The organism is uncultured Roseovarius sp., from assembly GCF_947489715.1.
Lineage (GTDB): Bacteria > Pseudomonadota > Alphaproteobacteria > Rhodobacterales > Rhodobacteraceae > Roseovarius.
This window is the reverse complement of the sequence record NZ_CANLER010000004.1, coordinates 310,141-334,246: the sequence shown is the minus strand read 5'-3', so window position 1 is coordinate 334,246 and position 24,106 is coordinate 310,141. Positions and strand designations below refer to the sequence as shown.

The following is a 24,106-nucleotide window of genomic DNA, read 5'->3' as shown; positions in this document are numbered from 1 at the left end:
GGTTGAAAACTGTGATGGGCTATTCGCCCGGGGTGAGGATTGCTCCCTGCGGCGGGTTGTTTGCTATCAGGCGATTTGTTTTTCGCAGGCTGAAGCGTTTCCAGATCACGAAGATTGCTGGAATGACGAACAGCGTGAGGATGGTGGCGGTGGCCATGCCGCCAATCATCGGAGCGGCGATGCGTTGCATGACTTCCGATCCTGTGCCGGTGCCGTACATGATCGGGATCAGCCCGGCAAAAATCGTGGCTACCGTCATCAGTTTGGGTCTAAGGCGCAAAAGCGCGCCCTCGAAAACGGCCTCCTCGATGTCGTCCCTGACCAGCGCCCGCCCTTCTTCTTGTGCCGCCTTGACGCGTTTATCCCAGGCCAAGTTGAGATAGAGCAGCATCACGATTGCGGTTTCCACAGCCACACCCGCCAAAGCGATGAAACCTACCAATACAGCAACGGAAATCGCAAACCCGAGATACCAGACCAACCAGACACCGCCCGCAAGAGCCACCGGCAGAGCCAGCAGGATAATGGCCACTTCAGATACCCGGTTGAACGCCAGAAACAGCATCAGTGTGATGATCAATAGCGTGGCCGGGGCAACGACAGACAGCTTCTCCTGTACTCGTTCAATGTATTCATACTGCCCGGACCACGACAGTGCGTAACCCGGCGGCAGTTCGACGGTTTTGGCAACATGGGCGCGCGCCTCGGTAACGTAACCGCCCAAGTCTCGACCTGCGATATCAATGAACACAAGGCCCGTGCGCCGCGCGTTCTCCGAGCGGATCATACCTGGCCCATCGACCAGCTTGATGTCCGCCACTGCCGACAGCGGAATTTGCGCACCCGATGGGGTCACCATCGGCAGATTGGCCATCCGATCCGGGCTGTCGCGCCAGTCACGGGGGTAACGCAGGTTGATCGGGAACCGTTCCAGCCCTTCGACGCTTTCGGCAATCGTTTGGCCACCAATGGCGGTCTGCACCAACTGCTGCACATCGGCAATTGAGAGGGCGTAGCGAGCCGCTGCCGCGCGGTCGATGTCGATCTCGATATAACGCCCACCGACGGGTCGTTCCGCATAGGCCGAGGTGGTGCCGGGAATATCGGCAACCGCTCGCTCGACGGCAATCGCGATCTCTTCGATCACGTCCAGATCGGCCCCGGAAATCTTGACTCCTACTGGCGTCTTGACACCCGTTGCCAGCATGTCGATCCGGTTCTTGATCGGCTGTATCCAGACATTTGTGACGCCGGGCACCTGCACCCGTCTATCAAGCTCGGCCCGAATATCATCCATTGTGACACCCGGTCGCCATTCGTCTTCGGGTTTGAGTTGGATCGTGGTCTCGATCATGGTCAGCGGGGCCGGATCGGTCGCCGTATCGGCACGGCCCAGTTTGCCATGCACGTTCTTGACCTCCGGCACGTCGCGGATCAACCGGTTGGTCTGTTGCAAGACCTCGCGCGCCTTGCCGATGGAAACACCGGGATAGAGCGATGGCATGTAGAGGAAATCGCCCTCGTTCAGGGCGGGCATGAACTCGGTCCCAAGGCGCTGCGCGGGATACCACATGGAGGCCACCAATGCGCCCGCCAGAAGGGTTGTCGCCCAAGGCCAGGCCACGGCGGCATCCAGAAATGGCCGGTACATCCACTGGCACAGCAGGTTCAGCGGGTTACGTCGCTCGGCAATAATGCGGCCCCGAATGAAGTAACCCATCATCACCGGCACCAGGGTGACCGACAGGATCGCAGCAGCAGCCATTGCATAGGTCTTGGTGAAGGCCAGCGGCTTGAACAGACGGCCTTCCTGTGCCTCCAGCACGAATACCGGAATGAAGCTGACCGTGATGATCGCCAGCGAGAAGAAGAGTGCCGGGCCGACTTCGGAGGCCGCGTCGCCCACCACCTTCCATCGGTTTTCGCGGGTAATCTTGCCGTCTTCGATCTTCCGGTGCATGGCTTCGATCATCACGATGGCCGCATCCACCATAGCCCCGATAGCAATCGCGATCCCACCCAGGGACATGATATTAGCATTCACCCCCTGCAGGCGCATCACAACAAACGCCGCCAAAACGCCGAGCGGCAGGAACAGCACGATCACCAGCGACGAGCGCAGATGCAGCAGGAACGCGCCACAGACCAGAATGACGACGATAAATTCTTCGGTGAGCTTCTTTTGCAGGTTCTCAATCGCCCGCTCGATCACACCGGAGCGATCATAGGTGGTGACGATCTCAACGCCCTCAGGCAAAGAGCCACGCAATTCGCCCAGCTTTTGCTCTACCGCCTGGATCGTGGTCAGGGCATTTTCCCCCCAACGCATGATCACCACGGCTCCGACGGCATCCCCTTCACCGTCAAACTCGCCCACACCGCGCCGCATCTCGGGGCCAAAGCGGATTTCGGCGACATCCCCGAGGGTCAGCGCTGCGCCGCGCTCGTTGACCATCAGCGGAATGGCGGCCAGATCGTCCAGCCCGTCCACATAGCCGGTGGCGCGTACCATATATTCGGCCTCGGCCATTTCGATGACACTGCCGCCGGTTTCACGGTTGGCCATCTCGATCGCCGCCAAAAGTTTGGCGAGCGGGATATCGAAGGCGCGCAGCTTATTGGGGTCAACGACGATCTGGTATTGCTTGACCATGCCGCCGATGGTGGCCACTTCGGAAACGCCATCAATCGTCTGCAACTCGAACTTCAGAAACCAATCCTGAATGGCTCTGAGCTGCGACAGATCATGTCCACCGGTGCGGTCGATCAGGGCATATTGGTAAATCCAGCCGACGCCGGTCGCGTCCGGTCCCAGTTCGGGGTTCACACCTGCCGGAAGTCGGGATTGCACCTGCGCGAGGTATTCCAAGACACGCGAACGGGCCCAGTATAGATCGGTGCCGTCTTCGAACACGACATAGACATAGCTGTCTCCGAAGAAGGAAAAGCCACGCACATCCACAGCACCGGGAACCGCGAGCATCGCAGTGGCGATGGGATAGGTCACCTGATCCTCCACCACTTGCGGAGCTTGCCCGGCATAGGGTGTTTTGACGATAACCTGTACATCGGAAAGGTCGGGGATGGCGTCTACGGGTGTGGTGCGCGCCGCCCAAAGGCCCGCAGCCCCCAACATAAAGGCCAGAACGACAACGACAAAACGGTTGGCAATTGACCATCGGATGAGCGCGGCGATCATAATCCACTCTCCGCCACGCCCCGCAGGGTGAGCGACATGTCTTGTCCTTGCGTGAGCAGAAGGCCTGTTTCCTGGCCGATAGGAAGAGAGGCTGGGTCGAGCGTGTCATCCAGTGGGAAATCCATGGTCATGCCCGGCATACCAATTTCGGCGATTGGCTCGTGCGTGACATTTGCGGTGCCTGAATCCGTGTCGACACTGTTGACGGTGCCCATGACTTTCATGGGCTTGGCCGTGGTTTCGAAGGAGGTCAGGATCATTTTCATCCCATCAGGACGCGCGAAGGTCAGCGACAGGTCCTGATCCAGCGGAAGCGTGGCCGGGTCAATATCGTCGGCCAGATCGAAGACCATCATCATGCCCGGCATTCCGATCTCGGCAATCGGACCATGGGCGATCATCGCCTGGCGCGCCTCGGCATCGACAGATTGGATCACGCCCTCCACCACTATGGGCGGGGCAGCAGTCTCCGCCTCCATTTCTGACGCGGGCTCGTTCGCCGTCATCGCCGGCGCGCCCTCAGCCCGCACACCCACGATAACATAAAGCCCGTCCTCTCCCTGGGCGAGGTCGAACTCCACATTCACGTCCAACGGAATCTCCGCGGTATCCAGACCGGCCACGTCCATGTCCATTTGCATGGCGGGCCAGCCAAGCGCCGGGATTGGGTCGTGACTGATACTGAGCTTTCCATCAGGCGTGATGGCATGGACCATTCCCACACCGGTGGCATCCACACCATCGTCTCGACCAAGGGCACTGATCGCCAACAGGCCGTCGGCCCCCCGGAACACCTTGAACTTTAATTCGTCGCCCAAGGACAAATCATCGAGATAAACGTCCGAGCGAATTGCAAATTCCGTCTCAAGCGCGGGCCAGTTCAACGCTGGGATCGCGTCATGCCGGATCGTGGCACTTCGGTTTTCCGGATCAAAGGCAGTCAGAACACCCTTGGCATCCACCGGCTCTGCCTCTGTGGGGGCGAAGCGCAGCATCCCGGCGTTCAATGCACTCTCGCTGTCGATCAGGAACTGGGCCGAGGCGACTACTTCATCGCCCGGGGCAAGACCCTGTTCGATGACTGTGCGGCCTTCCGCGCCGAAACCATCCCGCAGACCAGTGGTGACAAGACGCGGGCGGAACGTCCCTTCGTCAGTTTTCAGGATCACGCGTTCAGCCCGGCCAGTACGGATCACGGCTTCGGAGGGGACGGTCAGCGCCTCACGTGTCGCGCGCGGCAGCAAGTCGACATTGGCAAACATGTTGGGTTTCAGGATGCCCTCGGCATTGTCGAACCGTAATCGCACCCGTAGCGTTCGGGTCATGGCGTCAAGCTCCGGGAAGATGTAGTCGATCTCTCCGGTGAATATTCGGCTCGGAATATGCTCGAACCTGGCTTCGGCCATCATATCTGTTGAGAGCCGCCCAATATCCCGTTCGAACACGTCTACGAGCAGCCACACAGACGACAAGTCGCCCAGCGACATCGCCCGGGTGTTCGGCTGCAAATACATCCCGTCCGCAGCCGTCAAATCGATCACGACGCCATCCTGCGGGGCGTAATACCTGACACGCTTTTCTGGTATAGACGCCTCTGCCATTTCGGCGATCTGACGATCACTAACCCCAAAATTCTGAAGTTTGGATCGGGCGATGTTGATCTCATCTGCATCCTTACGCTTGACTGCGCGGATGAGCTCAGAGCTGGCAAGGGTAATTTCCGGTGCGTAGAGGTCAAAGAGCAACTCACCTTGTACAACCGGATCACCCTCAGCGCGCACTTCAAGCCGTTCGATCCAGCCTTCTACGCGGGTATGGATATGGCTGGTGCCATGTTCGTCGTAGCCAACAAAACCCACCGTTTCGATCCGTTGCGCCACGTCCTGCACGCGCGCCACGGCGGTACGTACACCAATGGTGTTTATCTCAGCTGCACTCAGGCTCACATCCTCTGGGTCGCCCGACGGTTCATCCCCCTCATAGACCGGCACCAAGTCCATCCCCATCGGAGATTTACCGGGACTATCCTTGCGGAAGTTGGGGTCCATTGGTGCCACCCAATAGAGTATTTCTGGCCCAGCACCGTCAGCGGTCATCGCCATAGCGCCGCGTTCCCGTTCGTACCAAACCCCACCTGCGATGCCTGCACCAAGGGCTAAAATTACCAGCGCAACGTATCTTCCACGCATTTTATCATCCTGTCTTTGACGCGCGGCCACAGGGAGACCGCGCAAAGAAAGCCCGAGCGATCAGTCGCAGGGGCTGCTTGTCAAAAGGTCAGGTGTGTTTTGGAGGTTTCTTGGCGCTCTCAGGTTCTGCCTTGGTCAAATGAAGGTCGGCCGAAAGAGTATGTTGACACGTGATAACATCGGTCATTGCAGGAACGGATGGCGTTGCGATCCCGCCTATGTGACAGCAGGCTATCATCGGGCAACTTGCATGGCCGTCATGCGCCGGGCCGTGATCTGCAGGGGGCATATTATGATCGTCACGAACCAAATCTGCGTGACCCGAATGATCCATCATCGGAGTATCCAAAGTCATCGTGGTATGGGACTGTGCCATACCAAGGCCACTCAGTGAAATACCGAGAATAACAACAAGCAGACTTGCCTGAACGATGAGCCATCTCATAAGACGCATGTCGCATTCTTAGCCAAGTTTCGCTCACATACCAAGCGACAACTCATCACCTGCGACAAGACTGCCTACACATTGCTGTGAGCGCCAAAGTTCGGATCACTGCACAAAAACGTCAGGATTGACATTCCCCTTGCTGGAACGTTTAGCGTAAATTTGCAAACGCGCATCTATCTCTCGCGCGTTTGCAAAAATGAACAAAATCCGTGAAGGGCAGAACATGAAATACCTGTTTGCATTCATAGTTATAGTGCTTAATCCTCTAGTGGCCTTGGCTCATTCTGACATGCAGAAAACGACCCCGGAAAACGGTTCTGTGCTGACTGAAGCGCCTGTTGAGATTGAACTGAACTTTACCGACAAGCTGCGGCTGACCGCCGTCAAGGCACGCCATTCCGATGGCGAAACGCAAGCCTTCGATCTTGGCGATCACAAAGGTTTTGAGGCGGAGTTCATGTTGCCTATGCAGCCAATGGGCACAGGCGTTTATGAGGTGGAGTGGCGCGGGCTGGGAATGGACGGGCACGCTATGCAAGGCACTTTCAGCTTCGAGGTGGAGTAACCCGTGCCGGATATCTGGGCGCTCGCCGCAGTCGTCAGCAAGACACTTTTGTATTTTGGGGTATTGACCAGCGGGGGCCTGATACTCGTGCGCTTCGTTTTCGCGTCTGAAGTCGCCGCTGTTTTACCCGTCATGCGAAAATATGCGGTGCTTTGTGCAATACTAGGTCTTGCTGCAGCAGGTATCAGCTTTGCCCTGCGTGGTGCCGCTCTGACAGGTGATGCATCTGGCTTGACCGATCCCGATATGCTGGGTTTGATGTGGCAAACGTCTGTCGGCACCGCCCTTCTCCTCAGGGTCATTGGGTTGAGTCTAGTGCTAGCTGGGCTCTTGGTAGGAGGGCTTGGCTGGGGTTTGGCGGGACTGGGTGTGCTGACGGCACTTTGGTCCTTCATAACAATCGGACATCTTTCGGACGATATTGGCCTTTGGGCAAGACTGGTCTTGCTGACACACCTATTGGCGGTGGCCTTTTGGATCGGCGTTTTGCTTCCTTTGAACCGATTGACCATAACCACCGGCGACACGGTGTTGGCAGCCCGGCTCGGTCACCGGTTCGGACAAATTGCAACCGTAGTCATCCCAAGTCTGATCGCGGCAGGTGTCGTTCTGGGGTGGTTGCTGGTTGGCTCCTGGACACACCTGTTCACCACAGCCTATGGTCTCAATATCATTGCGAAACTGTGCCTGGTCGCAGGACTATTGGGACTGGGGGTGTTGAATAAACTGCGTATTGTTCCCGAATTGATCTCCGGAAACGCTCAGGCTGCGGTTTATCTTTCAAAAACTGTATCAATGGAATGGTTAGTGTTCGTAGCTGTATTGCTAGCGACTGCCGCTCTGACAACGCTTTTTGCGCTGCCTGGAAAGCTGTGACAGCATAATCAAAAACCACGTTTCCAGACATTTGTGCCAACCGCAGCATCTGATAAAATGGGCTTTGAGCAGGCTTTCACCGCATCTTTCGAACCCCATGGTATTCTTCGCTGTCAACGCCGGGTTGTCGTTGTGGGAGGGCGTGGCGGATCGGAGGATCCGTCATGGAGATACCAAACTTACCTGCCATTCGTGCGCTCAGACCTGCCTGGATCAAGGGCCGTATCGTCGGCCAGAAGCGCCCGCTCAAGCCTAAACATGTTTGGGCCATCCGCGTTCGTCTCGTGCTGGCAGAAAACCATCGCGATCTCGCCTTGTTCAATCTAGCCATCGATAGCAAGTTGCGAGGCTGCGATCTGGTCAAAATGAAGGTTATCGATGTCATGGCATCCGGCGAGATCAAAGAACGCGCTTCCGTCCTGCAGAGCAAAACCAATAAGCCTGTCCGGTTCGAAATAATGGAGGGCACAAGGATGTCGCTTGAACGCTGGATGGAAGATCCGCTGATGGTTGGGTCAGAGTATCTATGGCCCGGGCGGTTTCACGAGCGGCTTCACATCTCGACACGGCAATATGCACGGATTGTCAGGGACTGGGTTACGTCCATTGGTTTAGAGGCGACCGCATATGGCACGCATTCCATGCGCCGGACGAAGGTGACACAGATATACAAGAAGACCGGCAAGCGCCGCGTCGTGGTCGCCATGCGTGAGCGTGAGGGCCGCACACTGCCTTTCATGCGCAAGTCCGAAGGTGAAGGCGTTGAGCTGGCGAACGAGAACGTGTCCCGCCTGTCACCATGTCAGCGGATGAAGCCAGCCATTGGGATGAGTTGCACATGGGCTATCATGTTGACCGCGTGAACCACTCTGAGATCTACAGCGACCACGGCAAGAACACCAACTGGGTTGAAAGCTACTTTTCCCGCCTGCGCCGCATGGTTCAAGGTCAGCATCACCACGTCAGCCCACAGTACCTTTATCAGTATGCCAACCACGCTGCATGGCTGGAAGATAACCGCCGGACAGACAACGGCACGTTGACGCAGATTGTCGTCAGTAATTCGATGGCAGCACCAATTAGTCGTCAGTGGAAGGGGTATTGGCAGCGGGCGGCGTGACCACGAGATATTGGGACAGTTATATAGCCGACCGCGACAGGATGTGGCGTCAACTATAAAGATTGCTTGAAATGGAAAGAGCCAGTGCTAGACTGACTCTTAAGGCAAGGTGGCGGAATGGTTATGCAGTCCCTTTGCAACGGTTCTCTTGCGGGCTCGAATCCCGTCCTTGCCTCACAGCTCCGCTTCGGCGGGGCTTTTATTATGGCGATTATATCTATGCCTTCACTCAGTTTGACGTGTGTTTCCATCTTCTTCACGGGGTATCAAACTGGTCTGCAACCAACACTTGCGCTAACACCTTATTCAAGGTCTGATCTCACATGAAAACTTGTACCGCAAATAAATATGCTTACGACTGAAGCGGTCATTCGCTTGCTACGCAAATTTGGTAATTTGGGCTCAAACCGGTCGTTAGTCACTTTGCGGACTTGGTAATCGCTCATTCCAGCCACCCTGCTCGGAATCAAGCCGCAGGCGCCGGGCGAGCGCCGGACCATCCCACGGACCCCCGCGCTCGCCCTCGGCATCAAGTCCAGTTTGGGCTCAAACTCTCCAGGACCCCTCAAAATACAATGTTCAGCATCACCATCGACACGATCAGGAAAAGCACTGTCATGATCCCGCCGGATCGGACGAAATCGGTGACCTTGTAGCCCGCCGGGCCCATGATCAGGGCATTCACCTGATGGGTCGGGATGATGAAAGAATTCGAGGTTGAGATCGCCACGGTCAGCGCAAAGATTGCCGGATCGCCGCCCGCCGCCACGGCGATCGACACCGCCAGCGGCACCAGTAGCACCGTTGCCCCCACGTTGGACATGACCAGCGAAAACGCCGTGGCAAGGATCGCGATCCCCGTCTGCAATGCCCAGAGCGGCCAGCCATCAAGTGCGACCAGGATCTGCTGGGCAATCCATTCCGCCGTGCCGGTATTCTGTACCGCCTGCCCCAGCGGAATGAGACTGGCCAACAAAAAGACCGTGTTCCATCCGACGGCGCGGTAAGCCTCGTCGATCGACAGAACGCGGGTCAGCATCATGCCCACCGCCCCGGTCAGCAGGCAAAGCGACAGGCGCACATCGGTGAACAGGATCATCGACAGCGAGATCAGGAAGAAAAACAGCGCCGCACCCACTTTTTGCGGGCGCAGTTCCTCTTGCGGGAAATCGGCCGTCACGACGACGAAATCCCGATCCTTCTTGATCCGCACAAGATTGTCCCAGCGCGAATGCGCCACCAGCATGTCACCCGCCTGAAACGGCACCAGCCCGATGGCGGTGGGTTTGTGCTCGCCATATTCCACATGGCTCATCGTGTCCTCGCCCCGGTGGATGCCCAGCAGGCTCAGCCCATAGGTCTTGCGCAGCAACAGGTCGCGGGGGGACTTGCCGATCAGCTTGCTGTCGGGCGGGATCACCACCTCGGCGATGCCCGCATTGGTGGGCGCGAATTCCTCGGCAAATACATCGAGGCTGGGGCGGATCGTCAGGCCGTATTTCTTGGCGAACGCCTCAACCACCACGCCTTTACCGATGATCGCCAGACGGCAGGGGGCAGCGATTTCAGCGGTCAGTATCTGCACCATCGACACCTTGCCGCGATAGAAGGTCGAGATGATGTAGAGGTTGTTTTCAAGGTTGATATCCGCCAGAATCTGCCCCACCAGCGCGCTTTCAGCGGGCACGTCCACCTCGTACACATCGGCCTTGAGGCCATAGACCCGTTGCAGGTATTCGGACGTGCCATGCCCGGACGAGGCCTCGAGCTTGGAGGTGCCGGGCAGGACGAAACGCCCCAGAAGCAGGAAATAGGCAATCCCGGTCAGGATAAGCGCCGCGCCGATCGGGGTGACCGAGAAAAGGCCAAAGGGTTCCATCTGCGCATCCGCAGGCAGGCCTTCATTGGCGGTATCAATCAGGTCGTTGAGCAGGATGAGCGGCGAGGACCCCACCATCGTCATCGTGCCGCCAAGGATCGCGCAGAACCCCATTGGCATCAGCAGGCGCGATAGCGGTATGCCCGTGCGTGCCGAAATCCGGCTGACCACCGGCAGAAAGAGCGCCGCCGCGCCCACGTTTTGCAAAAAGCTGGAGATGAACCCGACGGTACCCGACACGATGGGCATCACGCGACCTTCTGTCGTGCCACCATGTTTCAGGATCTGCGCGGCGACCTTGTTCATGATCCCGGTCTTGTCGAGGCCTGCACCCACGATCATCACCGCGATGATCGAGATGACCGCGTTCGAGGCGAAACCGTCAAAGAGGTGGTTCACATCCGCCAGATTATCGAGGCCGGGGATGTACGAAAGGATGCCGATCAGCACCAGCACCAGGATGGCGGCCAGATCGACCCGTATGATTTCAGAGACAAAGAGGAAAACGGTAAAGGCCAATGCGCCGACCACAACGGCCATTTCGGTGGTAAAGGCCAGGTTTTCCATATGAGTCCCTCATTTGTTTTTTCTTTCAAGTGTGCGGCGAAAACGGGGATCGGTCAAATTGTCTGACCGACCCGGCCAAACGCGTCGATTCCTTGAAAACCCGCTAGTTTCAATTTTTGACGAGAATCCACGGGGCGGGCGCGGTATCATCGCCCCATAACATCAAGGAGAGCGCGGCACTTGCTGATCATTCTGGACACGTTGTTTCGCGGCAATGCGATCGGGATCGTATTGCTGGTGTCGATCGTGCTGATGCGCAATCCGCGCACGCGGGCCAAGTCGTGGTCCGTGTCGGCGATGGGGGTAAGCATCATCGGTTACCTGCTGGTATCGTCGACCTTTCATGACCAGTTGCCGCCGGTCGTGTTCAGCATCGGCGTCTTCGGCGCGATCATGATGAGCCTGACATTCACTTGGCTGGTCCTGGATATCTTTCTGGACGCGCCCGGCCAGCATTGGCCGTGGTACCTGTTTGCGGGGGCCACGGCCCTGGCCAGCCTGGCCTCGGCCATCTACCCCAGCCTGGGGCTGATCTGCCGCGCGATGGCGCTGGTGCTGCATCTGGCGCTTTTATGGGCGGTGCTGACATCGGCCGGGGATGATCTGGTGGAAAAACGCCGCCAGTTCCGCCCGGTTTTCATGACCGCGATGGTGATCCTTGGCGTGATCATCATCGTCACCGAAATGTTCGTGGCCCCCACCGATGTGCCCGATCTGGCACGGCTGGGCCAATCGGCGGCCTTCTTCGGTCTCTGTGCCGGATTCGCGCTGTGGTCTTTAAGGCCCGATCGCGGGCTCTGGGATAGCGAGGCAGCGCCGGGCCGGAAAACAGTCAAGAACGGCGCGCTACCGGACACGCAAACTTTGGCCAAGCTCAACGCCGCCATTGGCGCAGAATTCTGGCGGCGCGAGGGGCTGACCATCGGTGCGCTGGCGGAAGAACTGGACGTGCCCGAGCATCGCCTGCGGGTGGTGATCAACCGCGAACTGGGCTTTCGCAACTTTCCGTCTTTCATCAACAGTTTCCGGGTCGATGCCGCGCGGGCCGAGCTGAGCGCCCCCGAAAAAGCACAAAAAACCATCCTCGAGATCGCTTATGATTGCGGCTTTGCGTCCCTGGGGCCGTTCAACAAGGCGTTCCGCGCCCAGACCGGCACCAGCCCGCGCGATTACCGGCGTGGTGCCCAGTCCACGGAACTGGTTGATTCCTGAAAATCAACCTCGATTCCATAAAACCCTCGTCGATTTCGGAATGAACGAGAGCTGCTTGCGCCAAGCGGCCATGCTGCCTGTCATGACATCCCGACAAAGGAGTGATGGGACATGACACGTATTCTGAAATTCAGCCTTCTCAGCCTCGTGCTTGGGGTTTCCGGTGCCGCGCAGGCTTTTGTGGTGGGTACGCCCAGCATGCCATCGGGCTGGCCCGCGGGTGACACGGCCCCTGCCCCAGACACGGTTACCCGCGATGTGGTACCCGGCTAGATGCCCGAGCTTGGTTATTCAAACCTGATCATGGGTAGTCTTGCGCATGATTTCTTTCGCTATGTGATCGGCGCGGGCGGCGTCTATCTGGTGGTGAACGTGCTGCTGGCGCCTTGGCTGGCAGCGCGCAAGATCCGTAGTGAGATGCCCGGCTGGCCGCAAATCCGGCGTGAGATCATCGTCAGCCTGCGCACGGTTGTAATCTTTGCCTCTGTCGGTCTTGCGATCTGCCTGCTGGCGGCGACCGGCATACTGCCGGTTTACGACCGCATTGAGACCTATGGCTGGGGATGGTTCTGGGCCAGTGCCGCGCTGATCATCCTTGCCCATGATGCGTGGTTTTACTGGGCACATTGGCTGATGCACCGGATGCGGGCGTTGCGACGCATGCATCTGCTGCATCACCAATCGCACAACCCGACCGCGTTCACGTCTTATGCCTTTGATATGTCCGAGGCGCTGGTTCATGCAATCTTTCTGCCACTCTTTCTGGCAGTTGTGCCGATGCACCCGGCGGCAATCTTGATCTTCACCAGCCACATGATGCTGCGCAACGCGGTGGGCCATTGCGGGGTCGAAGTGTTTCCGGGCTCGGCCCGGGGCAAACCGCTTTTCGACTGGATGACAACCGTGACCCATCACGATCTGCACCATGCGCAGGCAGGGTATAATTACGGCCTTTATTTCACCTGGTGGGACAGGTGGATGGGAACGGAACATCCGAAATATCTGGAGGCGTTTCAATGGGCAGCAGGCATGCCCGTAAGCGGTGCCGTATATGTAAAAAAATAACCTGCCTGGCCACTCCGGGCCTGAAACAGTCATGGTTCAACAGAAGTCCCGCAATACTGTCGTAGCTGATTTTTCGTGATCAACCTTCCGAATGAAAGCCCGGGCGCGAGGCACGGGATCTTTGAAATATTGTTCAGGCCCCAACATTTTTCGTCTGTTCAACTCGATCTGGTCGAGCAAGTCGAAATTCACCCGTTCCAGTGAATACTCCCATTTGTCGCCGCACTGCCTGCGCCATGATTTCACATGGTGAGTGAGCAACGCGACACGGGATGAATAGCCGTGGTAGTCGAAAGCGAGAATGCCGTTGGTGACAAAAATATGGTTGCCCGGAAATTCACCCTTGGGAATTAAGCGTTCGGCGTAAAATTCCTGCTGCGGCGGGTCTTTCAGGTAGACCCCCGCGAGTATGTGGCATGCCCCGTGTCCAAAAAACACGCGATCGGGTAACGCCCAGCGTCGCTCCGGGTCTTGCTTGATACCTGGCTTGAGTTTGTACATGCGGCGCTACATAGGCTGTTCAGAAAAAATATCTGACCTGCGTTCCTGGCTTACTGAGCCTTCCGGAGCCAACGCGCCGAGCGACGCCGGGCAGCGCTCGGCCATTTTTTGCGCCAGATTGCACCTGTCTCAACTTCCCTCGGGCAATTCGATCAGCGCTCGCAGGATGGCCAGCGCGCTGTCAGAGCTCCAGTCAGCCTCACCCTGGAGACGGGCGATTTCCTGGCCCTCTGCATTCAGGATGACCGAATTGGGCAGGCCGAAAACAGCCATGTCACGCGCCACTGCCTGTAGCGGGTCGCGGTGCAGCGGCAGGTTATCGACTTCGATCTTTTCAAAGAACTTCTTCATCGCCGGGGGTGGATTGTGGCCACTGGCCAAGGTCAGCACCTCGAACTGATCGCCGCCCAGTTCTGTCTGCAACTGCGCCAGCATCGGCATTTCTTCGCGGCAAGGCCCGCACCAGGTGGCCCAGAAGTTCAAAAGCACCAGCTTGCCCTTGAAATCCGCCAGCGTCACCTCGCGGCCATCTTCATGTTCGAAGCTCTTATCACTGACCTGGCGCGGTTCGGAATGCAGGTTCAGCTTTTTCATGTCACCGTCGCGCAGCGCGATGATTTCGGACATATCGGCCAAGGCGCCATTTGCACCAAGCGCGAGGGCCATATAAAGGACGAGCGACGCCAGAATTTTCATTTTCCCTCCGAAGGGCAGGACATGACCAACAAGACCTCGAACCAGATGTGGGGCGGCCGCTTTGCCGCCGGGCCGGACGCGATCATGGAGGCGATCAACGCCTCGATCGGGTTCGATCAGCGGATGGCGGCACAGGATATCGCCGGCTCAAGGGCCCATGCCGCGATGTTGGCGGCCACGGGTATCGTAAGTGATAGTGATGCGGATGCGATGAGGGAAGGGCTGCTCACGGTCTTGTCAGAGATCGAGGGCGGAACGTTTCAGTTTTCGACCGCGCTGGAAGATATTCACATGAATGTCGAAGCGCGCCTGAAGGATCTGATCGGCGAACCGGCGGGGCGGCTGCATACGGGCCGGTCGCGCAACGATCAGGTGGCGACGGATTTCAAGCTGTGGGTACGCGATCAACTGGATGCAGTGGACAGCGCATTGCAGGCACTGATGCGGGCGCTGCTGACGCAGGCCGAGGCCGGGGCCGATTGGGTGATGCCCGGTTTTACCCATCTGCAAACTGCCCAGCCCGTCACCTGGGGTCATCACATGATGGCCTATGTCGAAATGTTCGGCCGTGACCTGAGCCGTATCCGCGATGCCCGCACGCGGATGAACGAATGCCCCCTGGGGGCGGCGGCGCTGGCCGGCACGTCCTTTCCGATTGACCGCGAGATGACGGCGCGCGACCTGGGCTTTGACCGGCCTGCGGCCAATTCGCTGGATGCGGTCAGCGACCGCGATTTCGCGCTGGAATTCCTGGCGGCGGCCAGCATCTGCGCGATGCATCTTTCGCGCATAGCCGAAGAGCTGGTGATCTGGTCCTCGGCGCAGTTCCGGTTCGTGTCGCTCAGCGATCGGTTCTCGACCGGCTCGTCGATCATGCCGCAGAAGAAGAACCCCGACGCGGCGGAACTGATCCGTGCCAAGATCGGGCGGATTTTCGGGGCCAACGTGGCGCTGATGACGGTGATGAAGGGGCTGCCACTGGCCTATTCCAAGGACATGCAGGAAGACAAGGAACAGGTCTTTGATGCTGCCGACAACCTGATGCTGGCGCTGGCCGCGATGGAAGGCATGGTGCGCGACATGACTGCCAACCGCGACAACCTTGAGGCGGCAGCGGGCAGCGGATTTTCCACCGCGACCGATCTGGCCGACTGGCTTGTTCGGGTGCTGGACATGCCGTTTCGCGACGCGCATCATGTGACCGGAAGCCTTGTTGCACTGGCGGAACAGCAGGATGTGGATTTGCCACAGTTGACGCTGGAACAGATGCAATCCGTGCATTCGGCGATCACCGCTGATATATTCGACGTACTGGGCGTGCATAATTCGGTGGCATCCCGGGTAAGCTATGGCGGGACGGCCCCGGCGCAGGTGCGGGCACAGGTGAACCGCTGGAAAGAGGTGTTGGTATGAGAGTAGTAGTCTTTCTGATGACGTTTGGCGCGTTGACGGCCTGTGGCGCGGACGGCGAACCCATTCGCCCATCGCTGTCGACAACTGTCGGTGTGGGCAGCAGCGGCACCCACGTCAGAACGCATGCCTCTGCCGGACGGGGCAACTGGAATGTCGGGGTTGGCCTGGGCCTCTGACGCCGGGAATTCGAGTATTTTTGCCAAGAAGAAACAGGGCCTTGCCACTAACAGAGTGCGATTGCAATAACTGCAAGCTCTGATATGACGCGGGCGCAGATATTTCCGGGGGGCGCCAGTCATGGATCATTTTCTTTACCGCGATGGCGCGCTTTTTGCCGAAGATGTCCCTGTGGCCGAGATCGCAGCGCAGGTCGGCACGCCCTTCTACGTCTATTCCACCGCCACGCTGGCTCGCCATTTCCGCCTGTTTGACGAGGCGTTGGAAGGCATGCCGCATCTGGTCTGCTACGCGATGAAAGCTGCCAGCAATCAGGCCATTCTGAAAACGCTTGCAGGTCTTGGGGCGGGCATGGATGTGGTCTCGGGCGGGGAATATGCCCGTGCGGTTGCGGCAGGCGTGCCCGGTGACAGGATCGTCTTTTCCGGTGTCGGCAAGACCCGTGACGAAATGCGCCGGGCGCTAAGCGGGGGCATCCGCCAGTTCAATGTCGAAAGCGAGCCGGAAATGGCGGTCCTGAACGCAGTGGCGCTGGAACTGGGCACCGTTGCCCCCATTACCGTGCGCGTGAACCCCGACGTTGACGCCAAGACCCATGCCAAGATCGCCACCGGCAAGTCCGAAAACAAGTTCGGCATCCCGATCAGCCGCGCCCGCGAGGTCTATGCCCTGGCCGCCAGCCTGCCGGGGCTGAAGGTGATCGGCATCGACGTCCATATCGGCAGTCAGCTGACCGAGCTGGCGCCGTTCCGTCTGGCCTATGAGAAGGTCGGTGAATTGGCCGAGCAATTGCGTGCGGATGGCCACGACATCCAGCGCCTTGATCTGGGCGGGGGCCTGGGCATTCCCTATACCCGCTCGAACGAGGCCCCGCCGCTACCCACCGAATACGGCGCACTGATCAAGGACACGCTGGGCCATCTGGGGTGCGAAATCGAGATCGAACCGGGCCGTCTGGTGGCGGGCAATGCCGGTTTGATGGTATCCCGCGTGATCTACGTGAAATCCGGTGAAGACCGCGAATTTCTGATCCTTGATGGCGCGATGAACGACCTGATCCGCCCGGCAATGTACGAGGCCTATCACGATATTATTCCGGTGACTGAGCCTGATGCGGGTGTGGAACAAACGCCCTATGACATCGTCGGTCCTGTCTGCGAGAGCGGCGATACCTTTGCCAAGGGACGCATGATGCCACCTGTAAAAACAGGCGATCTGGTCGCGTTTCGCAGTGCCGGGGCTTATGGCGCGGTGATGTCGAGCGAATATAATACCCGGCCCCTGATCCCCGAAATTCTGGTGCATGGGCATCAATTCGCCGTCATTCGGGCACGTCCAAGCTTTGACGAAATGATAAATCGCGATACCATTCCTGAATGGTTGTGATGCAATGCTTGTGTCGCACCCCCATATGGTACGGTAGATGGCACGCCAGAATAGCCCCCTGACACCGGTTTTACACCGGCTGCGCAAGCCCCTGACCCTGACCTGGGCGGGGCTGATTGCCGAACGCGTTGTGCGTGCGTTCTGGCCACTCTGGACGCTGGTCGCAACGCTAGCGGCCGCGCTGATGATGGGCCTGCACGAGGTCTTTTCCTTTGAAATCCTCTGGAGCGTGATGGTTCTGGCAGTTCTGGCGCTGATTACAGCGGCAGTGCACGGCATCCGCCGGTTCCGCTGGCCTCGCCGGGCCGAGGCGGTGGCGCGGATTGATGCCGCCCTGCCCGGTCACCCGCTGGCCGCACTGGCAGACGAACAGGCCATCGGCAGCGGCGATCCCGCATCCGAGGCATTGTGGCAGGCGCACCAGAAACGTATGGCCGACCGGGCCGCGCAGGCCAAAGCGGTCGAGCCAGACCTGAAATTGTCGCGCCGTGACCCGTTCGGGCTGCGCTATGTGGCCCTTTTGGGGCTGGTGGTGGCCCTGCTATTCGGGTCGATCTGGCGCGTGGGCAGCGTGGGGCAACTGGGCCCCGGCACCAGTGCCGCGCTGGCCTCGGGGCCCGCATGGGAGGGGTGGGTTGAACCGCCTACCTATACTGGCCTGCCCAGCCTTTATCTGAATGACATTGACACCCGCATCACTGCCCCCGAAGGCAGCCGTATCACCATCCGGCTATATGGCGAGGTGGGCGCGCTGACCGTATCGGAAACCGTGTCGCAGCGCACGGACGGCCTGGGTGCCGCTACAGATCCCAGTCAGAGTTTCGAGATCCTGCAGGATGGCGAACTGGCCATTGACGGCCCCGGCGGGCGCAGCTGGAAGGTTTCAGCGGTGCGCGACGTGCCGCCCCGGATCGAATTGATGCCGGAAGGCGCCCGCACCAATTTCGATGGGCAGATGAACCAGCCTTTCCGCGCGATCGACGATCATGGCGTGGTAAGCGGCACGGCGCGTTTCACCCTTGATCTGACGCAGGTGGCGCGCGACTACGGGTTGCGCATCGACCCGGAACAGCGCGACCCCATCGTGCTGGACCTGCCGATGCCCATCGCCGGAGACCGGGCGATATTCTCGGAAACCCTGATTGAAAACCTGTCGGACCATCCTTGGGCGCACCTGCCGGTGACCATGCAGATGGAGGTAGTCGATGCCAAGGATCAGACCGGCCAAAGCGAGATCATTCAGCTTGATCTGCCCGCGCGGCGTTTCTTTGACCCGCTGGCGGCAGCGCTGATCGAACAGCGGCGCGACATTCTTTGGTCCAAGGGCAATGGCCCACGTGTTGTGCAAATCCTCAAGGCAATCTCTTATGCGCCCGAACCCGGCCTTTTCCGCAAGGAAAGCTCGTATCTGAAAATGCGGGTGATCCTGCGCGATCTTGACAAAATGGTCGGGAATGCCAGCCTGACGGATGAGGCCCGCGACGGGATCGCACTAGCGCTTTGGGATCTTGCGGTATTGCTGGAAGATGGCGATATCGACGACGCGCTGGAGCGGATGCGCGCGGCGCAGGAACGTCTGAACGAAGCGATGAAAAACGGCGCCACGGACGAGGAAATCGCCCGTCTGATGCAGGAAATGCGTGATGCGACGCAGGATTATCTGCGGCAGAAGTCCCAGCAGGCGCAGCGTGAGAATAACACCGATCAGCGCGGTCAGACCCCGCAGGACATGATGGAAATGTCCCAGCAGGACCTTCAGGACATGATGGACCGCATCCAGGAATTGATGGAACAGGGTCGCTTTGCCGAGGCACAGCAGGCACTGGAAGAATTCCAGGAGATGATGGAAAACATGCAGGTAACCGAGGGGGGCAGCGGCTCATCCCCCGGTCAGGAGGCGATGGAGGGGCTCGCAGATACGCTGCGGCAGCAGCAAGGTCTATCGGACCAGGCTTTCCGCGACTTGCAGGAACAGTTCAACCCCGGCGCGCAAGCTGGGGAATCGGAAGGCAATGAGGGCCGCAATGGCGGTCAGGGCCAGGGCCAGAGCCACGAGGGCCAGAACGGTCAGGGCGAAGGGATGGGTACCCAGCAGGGCCAGAACGGCGCACCCGGTGAGGGCCATCCGGGATCATTGGCTGAGCGGCAAGAGGCATTGCGCCGCGAATTGGAGCGCCAGCGCGGTAACCTGCCCGGCATGGGCGGGGAGGCTGGTGAAGCGGCGCGCGAGTCACTGGAACGTGCTGATGACGCCATGCGCGGCGCCGAAAACGCCCTGCGCGGTCAGGATCTGGCCGAGGCGATTGACCGCCAATCCGAGGCGATGGAAGCCCTGCGCGATGGTATGCGCAACATGGGCGAAGCGCTGGCAGAACAGCAAAGCCAGCCGGGCCAGGGTGAGGCGTTCAGCCAACTGGGCCAGCAGGGATCAGATCCTCTGGGCCGTGAACCGGGCCAGGGCGGCAACGGAAATACTGCGGACAACCTTTTGCAGGGCGAAGATGTTTATCGCCGTGCCCGCGAGCTTCTGGACGAAATCCGCCGCCGCTCGGGCGATGGTGAGCGCCCGGATATAGAGCTTGACTACCTCAAACGGTTGCTGGACCGGTTCTAGGTCAATTGTCGTCTTTTCAGCCCCTGGCAACCATAGCTTTGTTGCCCGAAACCAAGGACTGATGCGACGCCATGCGGCGCAGGAAAGGCGGGGCGCTGATTTCTGTTGGAAGTTCTATCAATCACTTTTCACCTGTGCTCTTTCGAAGCCGCTGAGTTGACCATGCAGAAAGGTAGCGCTGCTGTGCCTAACCCGCTTTTGCCCCCAACCCTTTAAAAACTTCCGCCGTCGCGGCAAACAGGATCAGGGCTGCGCCGCCCGCTTGCATTGCGCCAAAAGGTTCGTCCAGAAACAAGACACCCGATAACACGCCTGACAGAATTTCCGCCGTCAACAGAAACGAAATCGTGGCTGGAGGCAGACGTTGTGCGCTCCAGAGTGTCAGCACCATGATCGGCAAGACATAGACCACACCCGACAAGGCCCCCATCCCGCTGCCCAACACGCTTGCACTGCCGGAAAATACCGTGCCTTGCCCCAGCAGGATAAATCCCAGGCCGATCAATGTGGCACTTAGGCAGGTGACCAGCGTCAGTGCCGAAGGGCTTACGCGAGACCCTGTAAAAATCAGCGCCGCACCCCCTGCCCAGGCCATGCCTGACAGCACCGCCAGCAGGTCCCCGGCACCAAAACCCGCAAGCGTCAGGTCACCCCCCAGCACCAGCCACGCGCCCAAGAGCGAAGCCGCAATGGTCAGCGTCGAGGTCCAGTGCCAGCCGCGCCCCATAAAGGCCCATTCGATGATCTTGCCCCAACCGGGCGCGAGGTAGAACAACAGGATGACCCGCACCACATCAGACATCGTGATGGCGACCGAATAGGTCGAGACCGCCACCCCCACCAGCGCTGCGCCAAGAATACCGCTAACGCCCAAGCGGAACGGCACACGCATCACAGCAATCCAGAGCACTGCAAAGATGGTCGCACCCACATTCATCGCCACGCTGCCCCAGGCGCCATCCATACCCAGCGTTTCCAGATACCGGATCGGGATCCACCAGATTCCCCATAAGGCGGCGGCCAAAAAGGCAAGGATAACGGGCGTCATTGGCTTTTCAGCCAGGGTTGTCATAGCCCCAACGCCTGCCTGCGCTCCTCGGCGAAACCCTGCACCAGACGGTCGGCGACAAGGGCAAGGATTGCCATCGCCGCGCCCGACGCAATGCCAAGCCCCACATCGGCCTGCGCCAGCGCGCCATAGATCGACTGGCCCAGACCAGTCGTACCGATCAGCGCCGCAATCACCAGCATGGCAAAGGCGTAGAGGATGGTCTGGTTAAGGCCCAGCAGGATCGTGGGTGCAGCATAGGGCGCGCGTATCTCGACCATCGTCTGCCACTCGGTCGCGCCAGAGGAGATCGCCGCCTCAATCAGTTCCTCGGGCGTGTTGATCAACCCGTGGCGCGTGTATCGGATCATTGGCACAATGGCATAGAGGCAAATCGCCAAATAGGCCGAAAATTCACCGATCTGAAAGAACATCAGAACCGGGATCAGAAAGACAAAAAGCGGGATGGTTTGCAGCATATCGCAGATCGGCAGCACGAAACGCCAGGCCAGCGGACTGACCGCACAGAGCAGGCCAATGGCGCCGCCCACGACCGCGCAGGTAAAGACCGCAGCCCCGGACATGTAAAGCGACAGCAACGCGCGTTCCCACAAGCCACTGAACAGCACCAGCGCCAGCATCACCAAAGCAAAGATGGCCAGCTTGCGACCGCCCGATACCCAGCCGATAGCGCCCGCGCCGACCAGCACGAAGGGCCATGGCAACTCTGCGAGGCCGGTCTCGATGATGCCCACCAAAATGACCAGAACGATGCCCAATGTGGCGCGCCCGCGTAGGGCCAGAACAAGGCCCGCAGCGGCAGCAACGGCAAACAGTGCGATGCTCATGCCGCTTGTCCAGGTAAAACCCCAGGTGAAGGGAAGCACGGCGCCATCCAGACCGATTTTCAGCGGTAGGAGGCCGTAAAACATCGCCCCGTTCTTGAGCCCGTCCAGCCCGGCCCCGTTTTCCCGCAGGAAACCTGTCAAGCCCGCATCCAGCCAGTCCGAGACCGGTTCCAGAAGCGTGATCCCCGACGGATCCGGCAGCGACCGCCACGAGGCTACGGCCACGATCACGCCCATCATTGCGATGGCCACCGCCACGCGCAGGCTGTGGCGTATCCGGTCAGACGCAAGTTTGCTGCTATACCGGTCGATGATCATCGCGAAGATCACGATCACCATGCCCGCCATAAGGCTGGGGCCGAAATAGGCCTTTCGCATGGTCAGCAGCACTTCCCATCCGATATCCTTGAACCCCCCGATCACGGCTGCGATGATGACCATGCTCAGCGCCGCCATCAGGCATTGGTTCACACCGACCATGATCTGCGTCTTGGCCGAGGGGATTTCGATCAGAAACAGCTGTTGTAACCTGGTGCCGCCCGACATCACGGCGGCCTCTTTAATATCGCTTTCCACCCGTTCCAGCCCGAGGATCAGGTTGCGTGCCATGGGCGGGGCAGCATAGATCGCACTGGCGATCAGACCCACCACCGGGCCGAAGCCAAAGAGGAAGAGAAGCGGCGTCAGATAGGCAAAGGTCGGCACCGTCTGCATCACGTCCAGAACGGTCTGGATTGCGTTCTTGAAGCGCGGGAATTCATTGGCCAGAATGCCGATAGCCCCGCCCATGACCAACGCCAATGGGACGGACACCGCCACCAGGGCCAACGTGGCCATGCCTTCCAGCCAATATCCCGTCGCCAGCACAAACCCCAACCCGACAAGGCCCAAAGCCGCCATCGGCAGTCCGCCGATATACCAGCCCAGCGCTGTGACCAACCCGATAAGCAAAGGCCAGGGCATCCCGGTAAACAACATATTGGCCCAATCCATCGGATAGGCCAGCACAGCGGAGGCCAACCGCATTGCCGGTTTGATCAACTCTAGAAACCAGGTGAGCGAGATACCGATCCACTCGGCCGCAGGCAATGACCAGGCATCGGGGAATTTGACCAACCAGGGCGCCACCGGCGTCAGCGCGATGCAGATCGCCCCGGTCAACAAGGTGATCAGCGCCGCAAGCACACCGGTGCTGAGCGCGATCCCGCCACGATTAGCGGCCAGATCGCTGTCGGCCATCATGTCTCTTCCGCCTGCAGTGCCGCCGCCAGATCGGCGGGATCGACAACGCCCACCATCTTGCCATCGCTGCACAGGACCGGCACCGGATCATAATGTGAGATGCAGGCTGCAAGCGCGGCCTCAAGCGTCATGTCCTGCCTGAGGCCCGGACCACTTGGCGTTTCGCCCTCGGCCGATTTCATCACCGACGCCACCTTGGCATGGCGACCCTTGACCACATCTTTAGAAAACTCGCGTACGTAATCATCCACCGGCTTCAACACGATTTCGGTGGGCGTGCCGATCTGAACGATCTTGCCATCACGCATGATCGCGATCCGGTCGGCGATCTTCAGCGCCTCGGCAATGTCATGGGTGATGAAGACAATGGATTTCCGCAGGGTCGCCTGAATGTTGATGAACTCGTCCTGCAACTGACGACGAATGAGTGGATCAAGCGCCGAAAACGGCTCGTCCAGGAACCAGATATCAGGGTTCACGGCCAGCGACCGCGCGATCCCGACCCGCTGTCTCTGCCCGCCGGACATCTCACGCGGGAAACTGTTTTCGCGACCTTTGAGACCGACAAGTTCGATCACCTCCAGCGCCCGCTTGATGCGCTCGGTCTTGCCCTGTCCCTGCATTTTCAGCGGAAATGCCACGTTTTCGGTCACAGTCATGTGCGGGAACAGGCCGAAATGCTGGAACACCATGCCTAGCTTGCGGCGTCTGAGTTCGATCAGCCGCGCCTTCGAGGCATCGACCAGGTTTTCCCCCTCAATCAGGATCTCGCCACCTGTGGCCTGCAACAGCTGCGAAATACAGCGCACGATGGTGGATTTGCCTGACCCGGACAGCCCCATGATCACGAAAAGTTCGCCAGGGTGGACATCGAATGTCGCATCCTGCACGGCGGGGATCAGCCCCTGATCGCGCAAGGCATGGGCGGCGGCATCACTGTCGCCGCCCGTGCTGGCCAACACATCGGCCAGTTTTTGTTTCGCATTGGGGCCAAAGACCTGCCAGACATTCCGGCAGCTGATGGCGGGCTCGGTCGAGCCTGTCTGGTCGGTCATTTCTGG

17 protein-coding genes, 1 tRNA gene and 2 pseudogenes are annotated in these 24,106 nt (G+C 59.2%); 12 read left to right on the top strand and 8 right to left on the bottom strand.

The window, feature by feature from the left end; genetic code table 11:
• Positions 1–19: 19 nt before the first annotated feature.
• Together Q1B27_RS13350 and Q1B27_RS13345 are read right to left on the bottom strand one after the other, a co-directional pair.
• Complete coding sequence (locus Q1B27_RS13350) at positions 20–3,199, bottom strand: efflux RND transporter permease subunit (RefSeq protein WP_299848274.1); 3,180 nt, start codon at positions 3,197–3,199, stop codon at positions 20–22.
• A complete protein-coding gene (locus tag Q1B27_RS13345; RefSeq protein ID WP_299848273.1) occupies positions 3,196–5,388 on the bottom strand; it encodes an efflux RND transporter periplasmic adaptor subunit in 2,193 nt (730 codons plus the stop codon). Before Q1B27_RS13345 ends, Q1B27_RS13350 begins: the two co-directional genes overlap by 4 nt.
• Before the next feature lie 671 nt (positions 5,389–6,059).
• On the opposite strand from Q1B27_RS13345, the gene Q1B27_RS13340 reads away from it, so the two are divergent.
• From Q1B27_RS13340 to Q1B27_RS13320, 5 genes and pseudogenes are all read left to right on the top strand, one after another.
• Positions 6,060–6,401, top strand: a complete 342-nt coding sequence (locus Q1B27_RS13340; RefSeq protein ID WP_299848272.1) for a copper resistance CopC family protein — start codon at positions 6,060–6,062, stop codon at positions 6,399–6,401.
• Between the two features lie 3 nt (positions 6,402–6,404).
• A complete protein-coding gene (locus Q1B27_RS13335; protein ID WP_299848271.1) occupies positions 6,405–7,277 on the top strand; it encodes a CopD family protein in 873 nt (290 codons plus the stop codon).
• 164 nt (positions 7,278–7,441) lie between these two features.
• A pseudogene (locus tag Q1B27_RS13330) lies at positions 7,442–7,960 on the top strand (tyrosine-type recombinase/integrase); the annotation flags it as partial.
• Positions 7,955–8,397: pseudogene (locus tag Q1B27_RS13325) on the top strand (transposase); the annotation flags it as partial. The pseudogenes Q1B27_RS13330 and Q1B27_RS13325, both read left to right, overlap by 6 nt.
• A 103-nt stretch (positions 8,398–8,500) precedes the next feature.
• Positions 8,501–8,572 (top strand) — tRNA-Ala (locus Q1B27_RS13320).
• A 390-nt stretch (positions 8,573–8,962) separates the two neighbouring features.
• On the opposite strand, the gene Q1B27_RS13315 is transcribed toward Q1B27_RS13320, so the two are convergent.
• Complete coding sequence (locus tag Q1B27_RS13315; RefSeq protein ID WP_299848270.1) at positions 8,963–10,843, bottom strand: SLC13 family permease; 1,881 nt, start codon at positions 10,841–10,843, stop codon at positions 8,963–8,965.
• Between the two features lie 180 nt (positions 10,844–11,023).
• Between Q1B27_RS13315 and Q1B27_RS13310 the strand changes: the two genes are divergently transcribed.
• From Q1B27_RS13310 to Q1B27_RS13300, 3 genes are all read left to right on the top strand, one after another.
• Positions 11,024–12,055 (top strand): helix-turn-helix domain-containing protein, encoded by a 1,032-nt coding sequence (locus tag Q1B27_RS13310; protein ID WP_299848269.1) that lies wholly within the window; start codon positions 11,024–11,026, stop codon positions 12,053–12,055.
• Between the two features lie 111 nt (positions 12,056–12,166).
• Positions 12,167–12,328 (top strand): hypothetical protein, encoded by a 162-nt coding sequence (locus Q1B27_RS13305; protein WP_299848268.1) that lies wholly within the window; start codon positions 12,167–12,169, stop codon positions 12,326–12,328.
• Positions 12,329–13,120: a sterol desaturase family protein gene (locus Q1B27_RS13300; protein WP_299848267.1), complete on the top strand. Its 792-nt coding sequence runs from the start codon at positions 12,329–12,331 to the stop codon at positions 13,118–13,120. It begins immediately after the preceding gene.
• A 36-nt stretch (positions 13,121–13,156) separates the two neighbouring features.
• Here Q1B27_RS13300 and Q1B27_RS13295 read toward each other — a convergent pair whose 3' ends face one another.
• Positions 13,157–13,621: a hypothetical protein gene (locus tag Q1B27_RS13295; RefSeq protein ID WP_299848266.1), complete on the bottom strand. Its 465-nt coding sequence runs from the start codon at positions 13,619–13,621 to the stop codon at positions 13,157–13,159.
• Between the two features lie 129 nt (positions 13,622–13,750).
• Positions 13,751–14,317, bottom strand: coding sequence for a TlpA disulfide reductase family protein (locus Q1B27_RS13290; RefSeq protein ID WP_299848265.1), 567 nt, complete (start codon positions 14,315–14,317; stop codon positions 13,751–13,753).
• A gap of 21 nt (positions 14,318–14,338) precedes the next feature.
• Between Q1B27_RS13290 and argH the strand changes: the two genes are divergently transcribed.
• The 4 genes from argH to Q1B27_RS13270 all read left to right on the top strand — a co-directional run bounded on the left by argH (position 14,339) and on the right by Q1B27_RS13270 (position 19,907).
• Entirely contained in the window at positions 14,339–15,730 is a 1,392-nt protein-coding gene (gene argH, locus Q1B27_RS13285) for an argininosuccinate lyase (RefSeq protein ID WP_299848264.1), read from the top strand.
• The gene (locus Q1B27_RS13280; RefSeq protein WP_299848263.1) at positions 15,727–15,906 is read left to right on the top strand and encodes a hypothetical protein; all 180 of its coding nucleotides are present in this window, start codon (positions 15,727–15,729) and stop codon (positions 15,904–15,906) included. Before argH ends, Q1B27_RS13280 begins: the two co-directional genes overlap by 4 nt.
• Before the next feature lie 121 nt (positions 15,907–16,027).
• Positions 16,028–17,293 carry a diaminopimelate decarboxylase gene (lysA, locus tag Q1B27_RS13275; RefSeq protein ID WP_299848262.1) on the top strand — a complete coding sequence of 422 codons (1,266 nt, stop codon included), beginning with the start codon at positions 16,028–16,030 and terminating at the stop codon, positions 17,291–17,293.
• A gap of 37 nt (positions 17,294–17,330) precedes the next feature.
• Entirely contained in the window at positions 17,331–19,907 is a 2,577-nt protein-coding gene (locus tag Q1B27_RS13270; protein WP_299848261.1) for a TIGR02302 family protein, read from the top strand.
• Between the two features lie 187 nt (positions 19,908–20,094).
• On the opposite strand, the gene Q1B27_RS13265 is transcribed toward Q1B27_RS13270, so the two are convergent.
• Genes Q1B27_RS13265 through Q1B27_RS13255 form a run of 3 tightly spaced genes read right to left on the bottom strand, consistent with a single transcriptional unit; the run spans position 20,095 to position 24,100 of the window.
• The gene (locus Q1B27_RS13265; protein WP_299848260.1) at positions 20,095–20,979 is read right to left on the bottom strand and encodes a DMT family transporter; all 885 of its coding nucleotides are present in this window, start codon (positions 20,977–20,979) and stop codon (positions 20,095–20,097) included.
• Positions 20,976–23,045 carry a proline/glycine betaine ABC transporter permease gene (locus tag Q1B27_RS13260; RefSeq protein ID WP_299848259.1) on the bottom strand — a complete coding sequence of 690 codons (2,070 nt, stop codon included), beginning with the start codon at positions 23,043–23,045 and terminating at the stop codon, positions 20,976–20,978. Before Q1B27_RS13260 ends, Q1B27_RS13265 begins: the two co-directional genes overlap by 4 nt.
• Positions 23,042–24,100, bottom strand: a complete 1,059-nt coding sequence (locus tag Q1B27_RS13255; protein ID WP_299848258.1) for a glycine betaine/L-proline ABC transporter ATP-binding protein — start codon at positions 24,098–24,100, stop codon at positions 23,042–23,044. The genes Q1B27_RS13260 and Q1B27_RS13255 overlap by 4 nt, the downstream gene beginning before the upstream one ends.
• Positions 24,101–24,106: the final 6 nt, after the last annotated feature.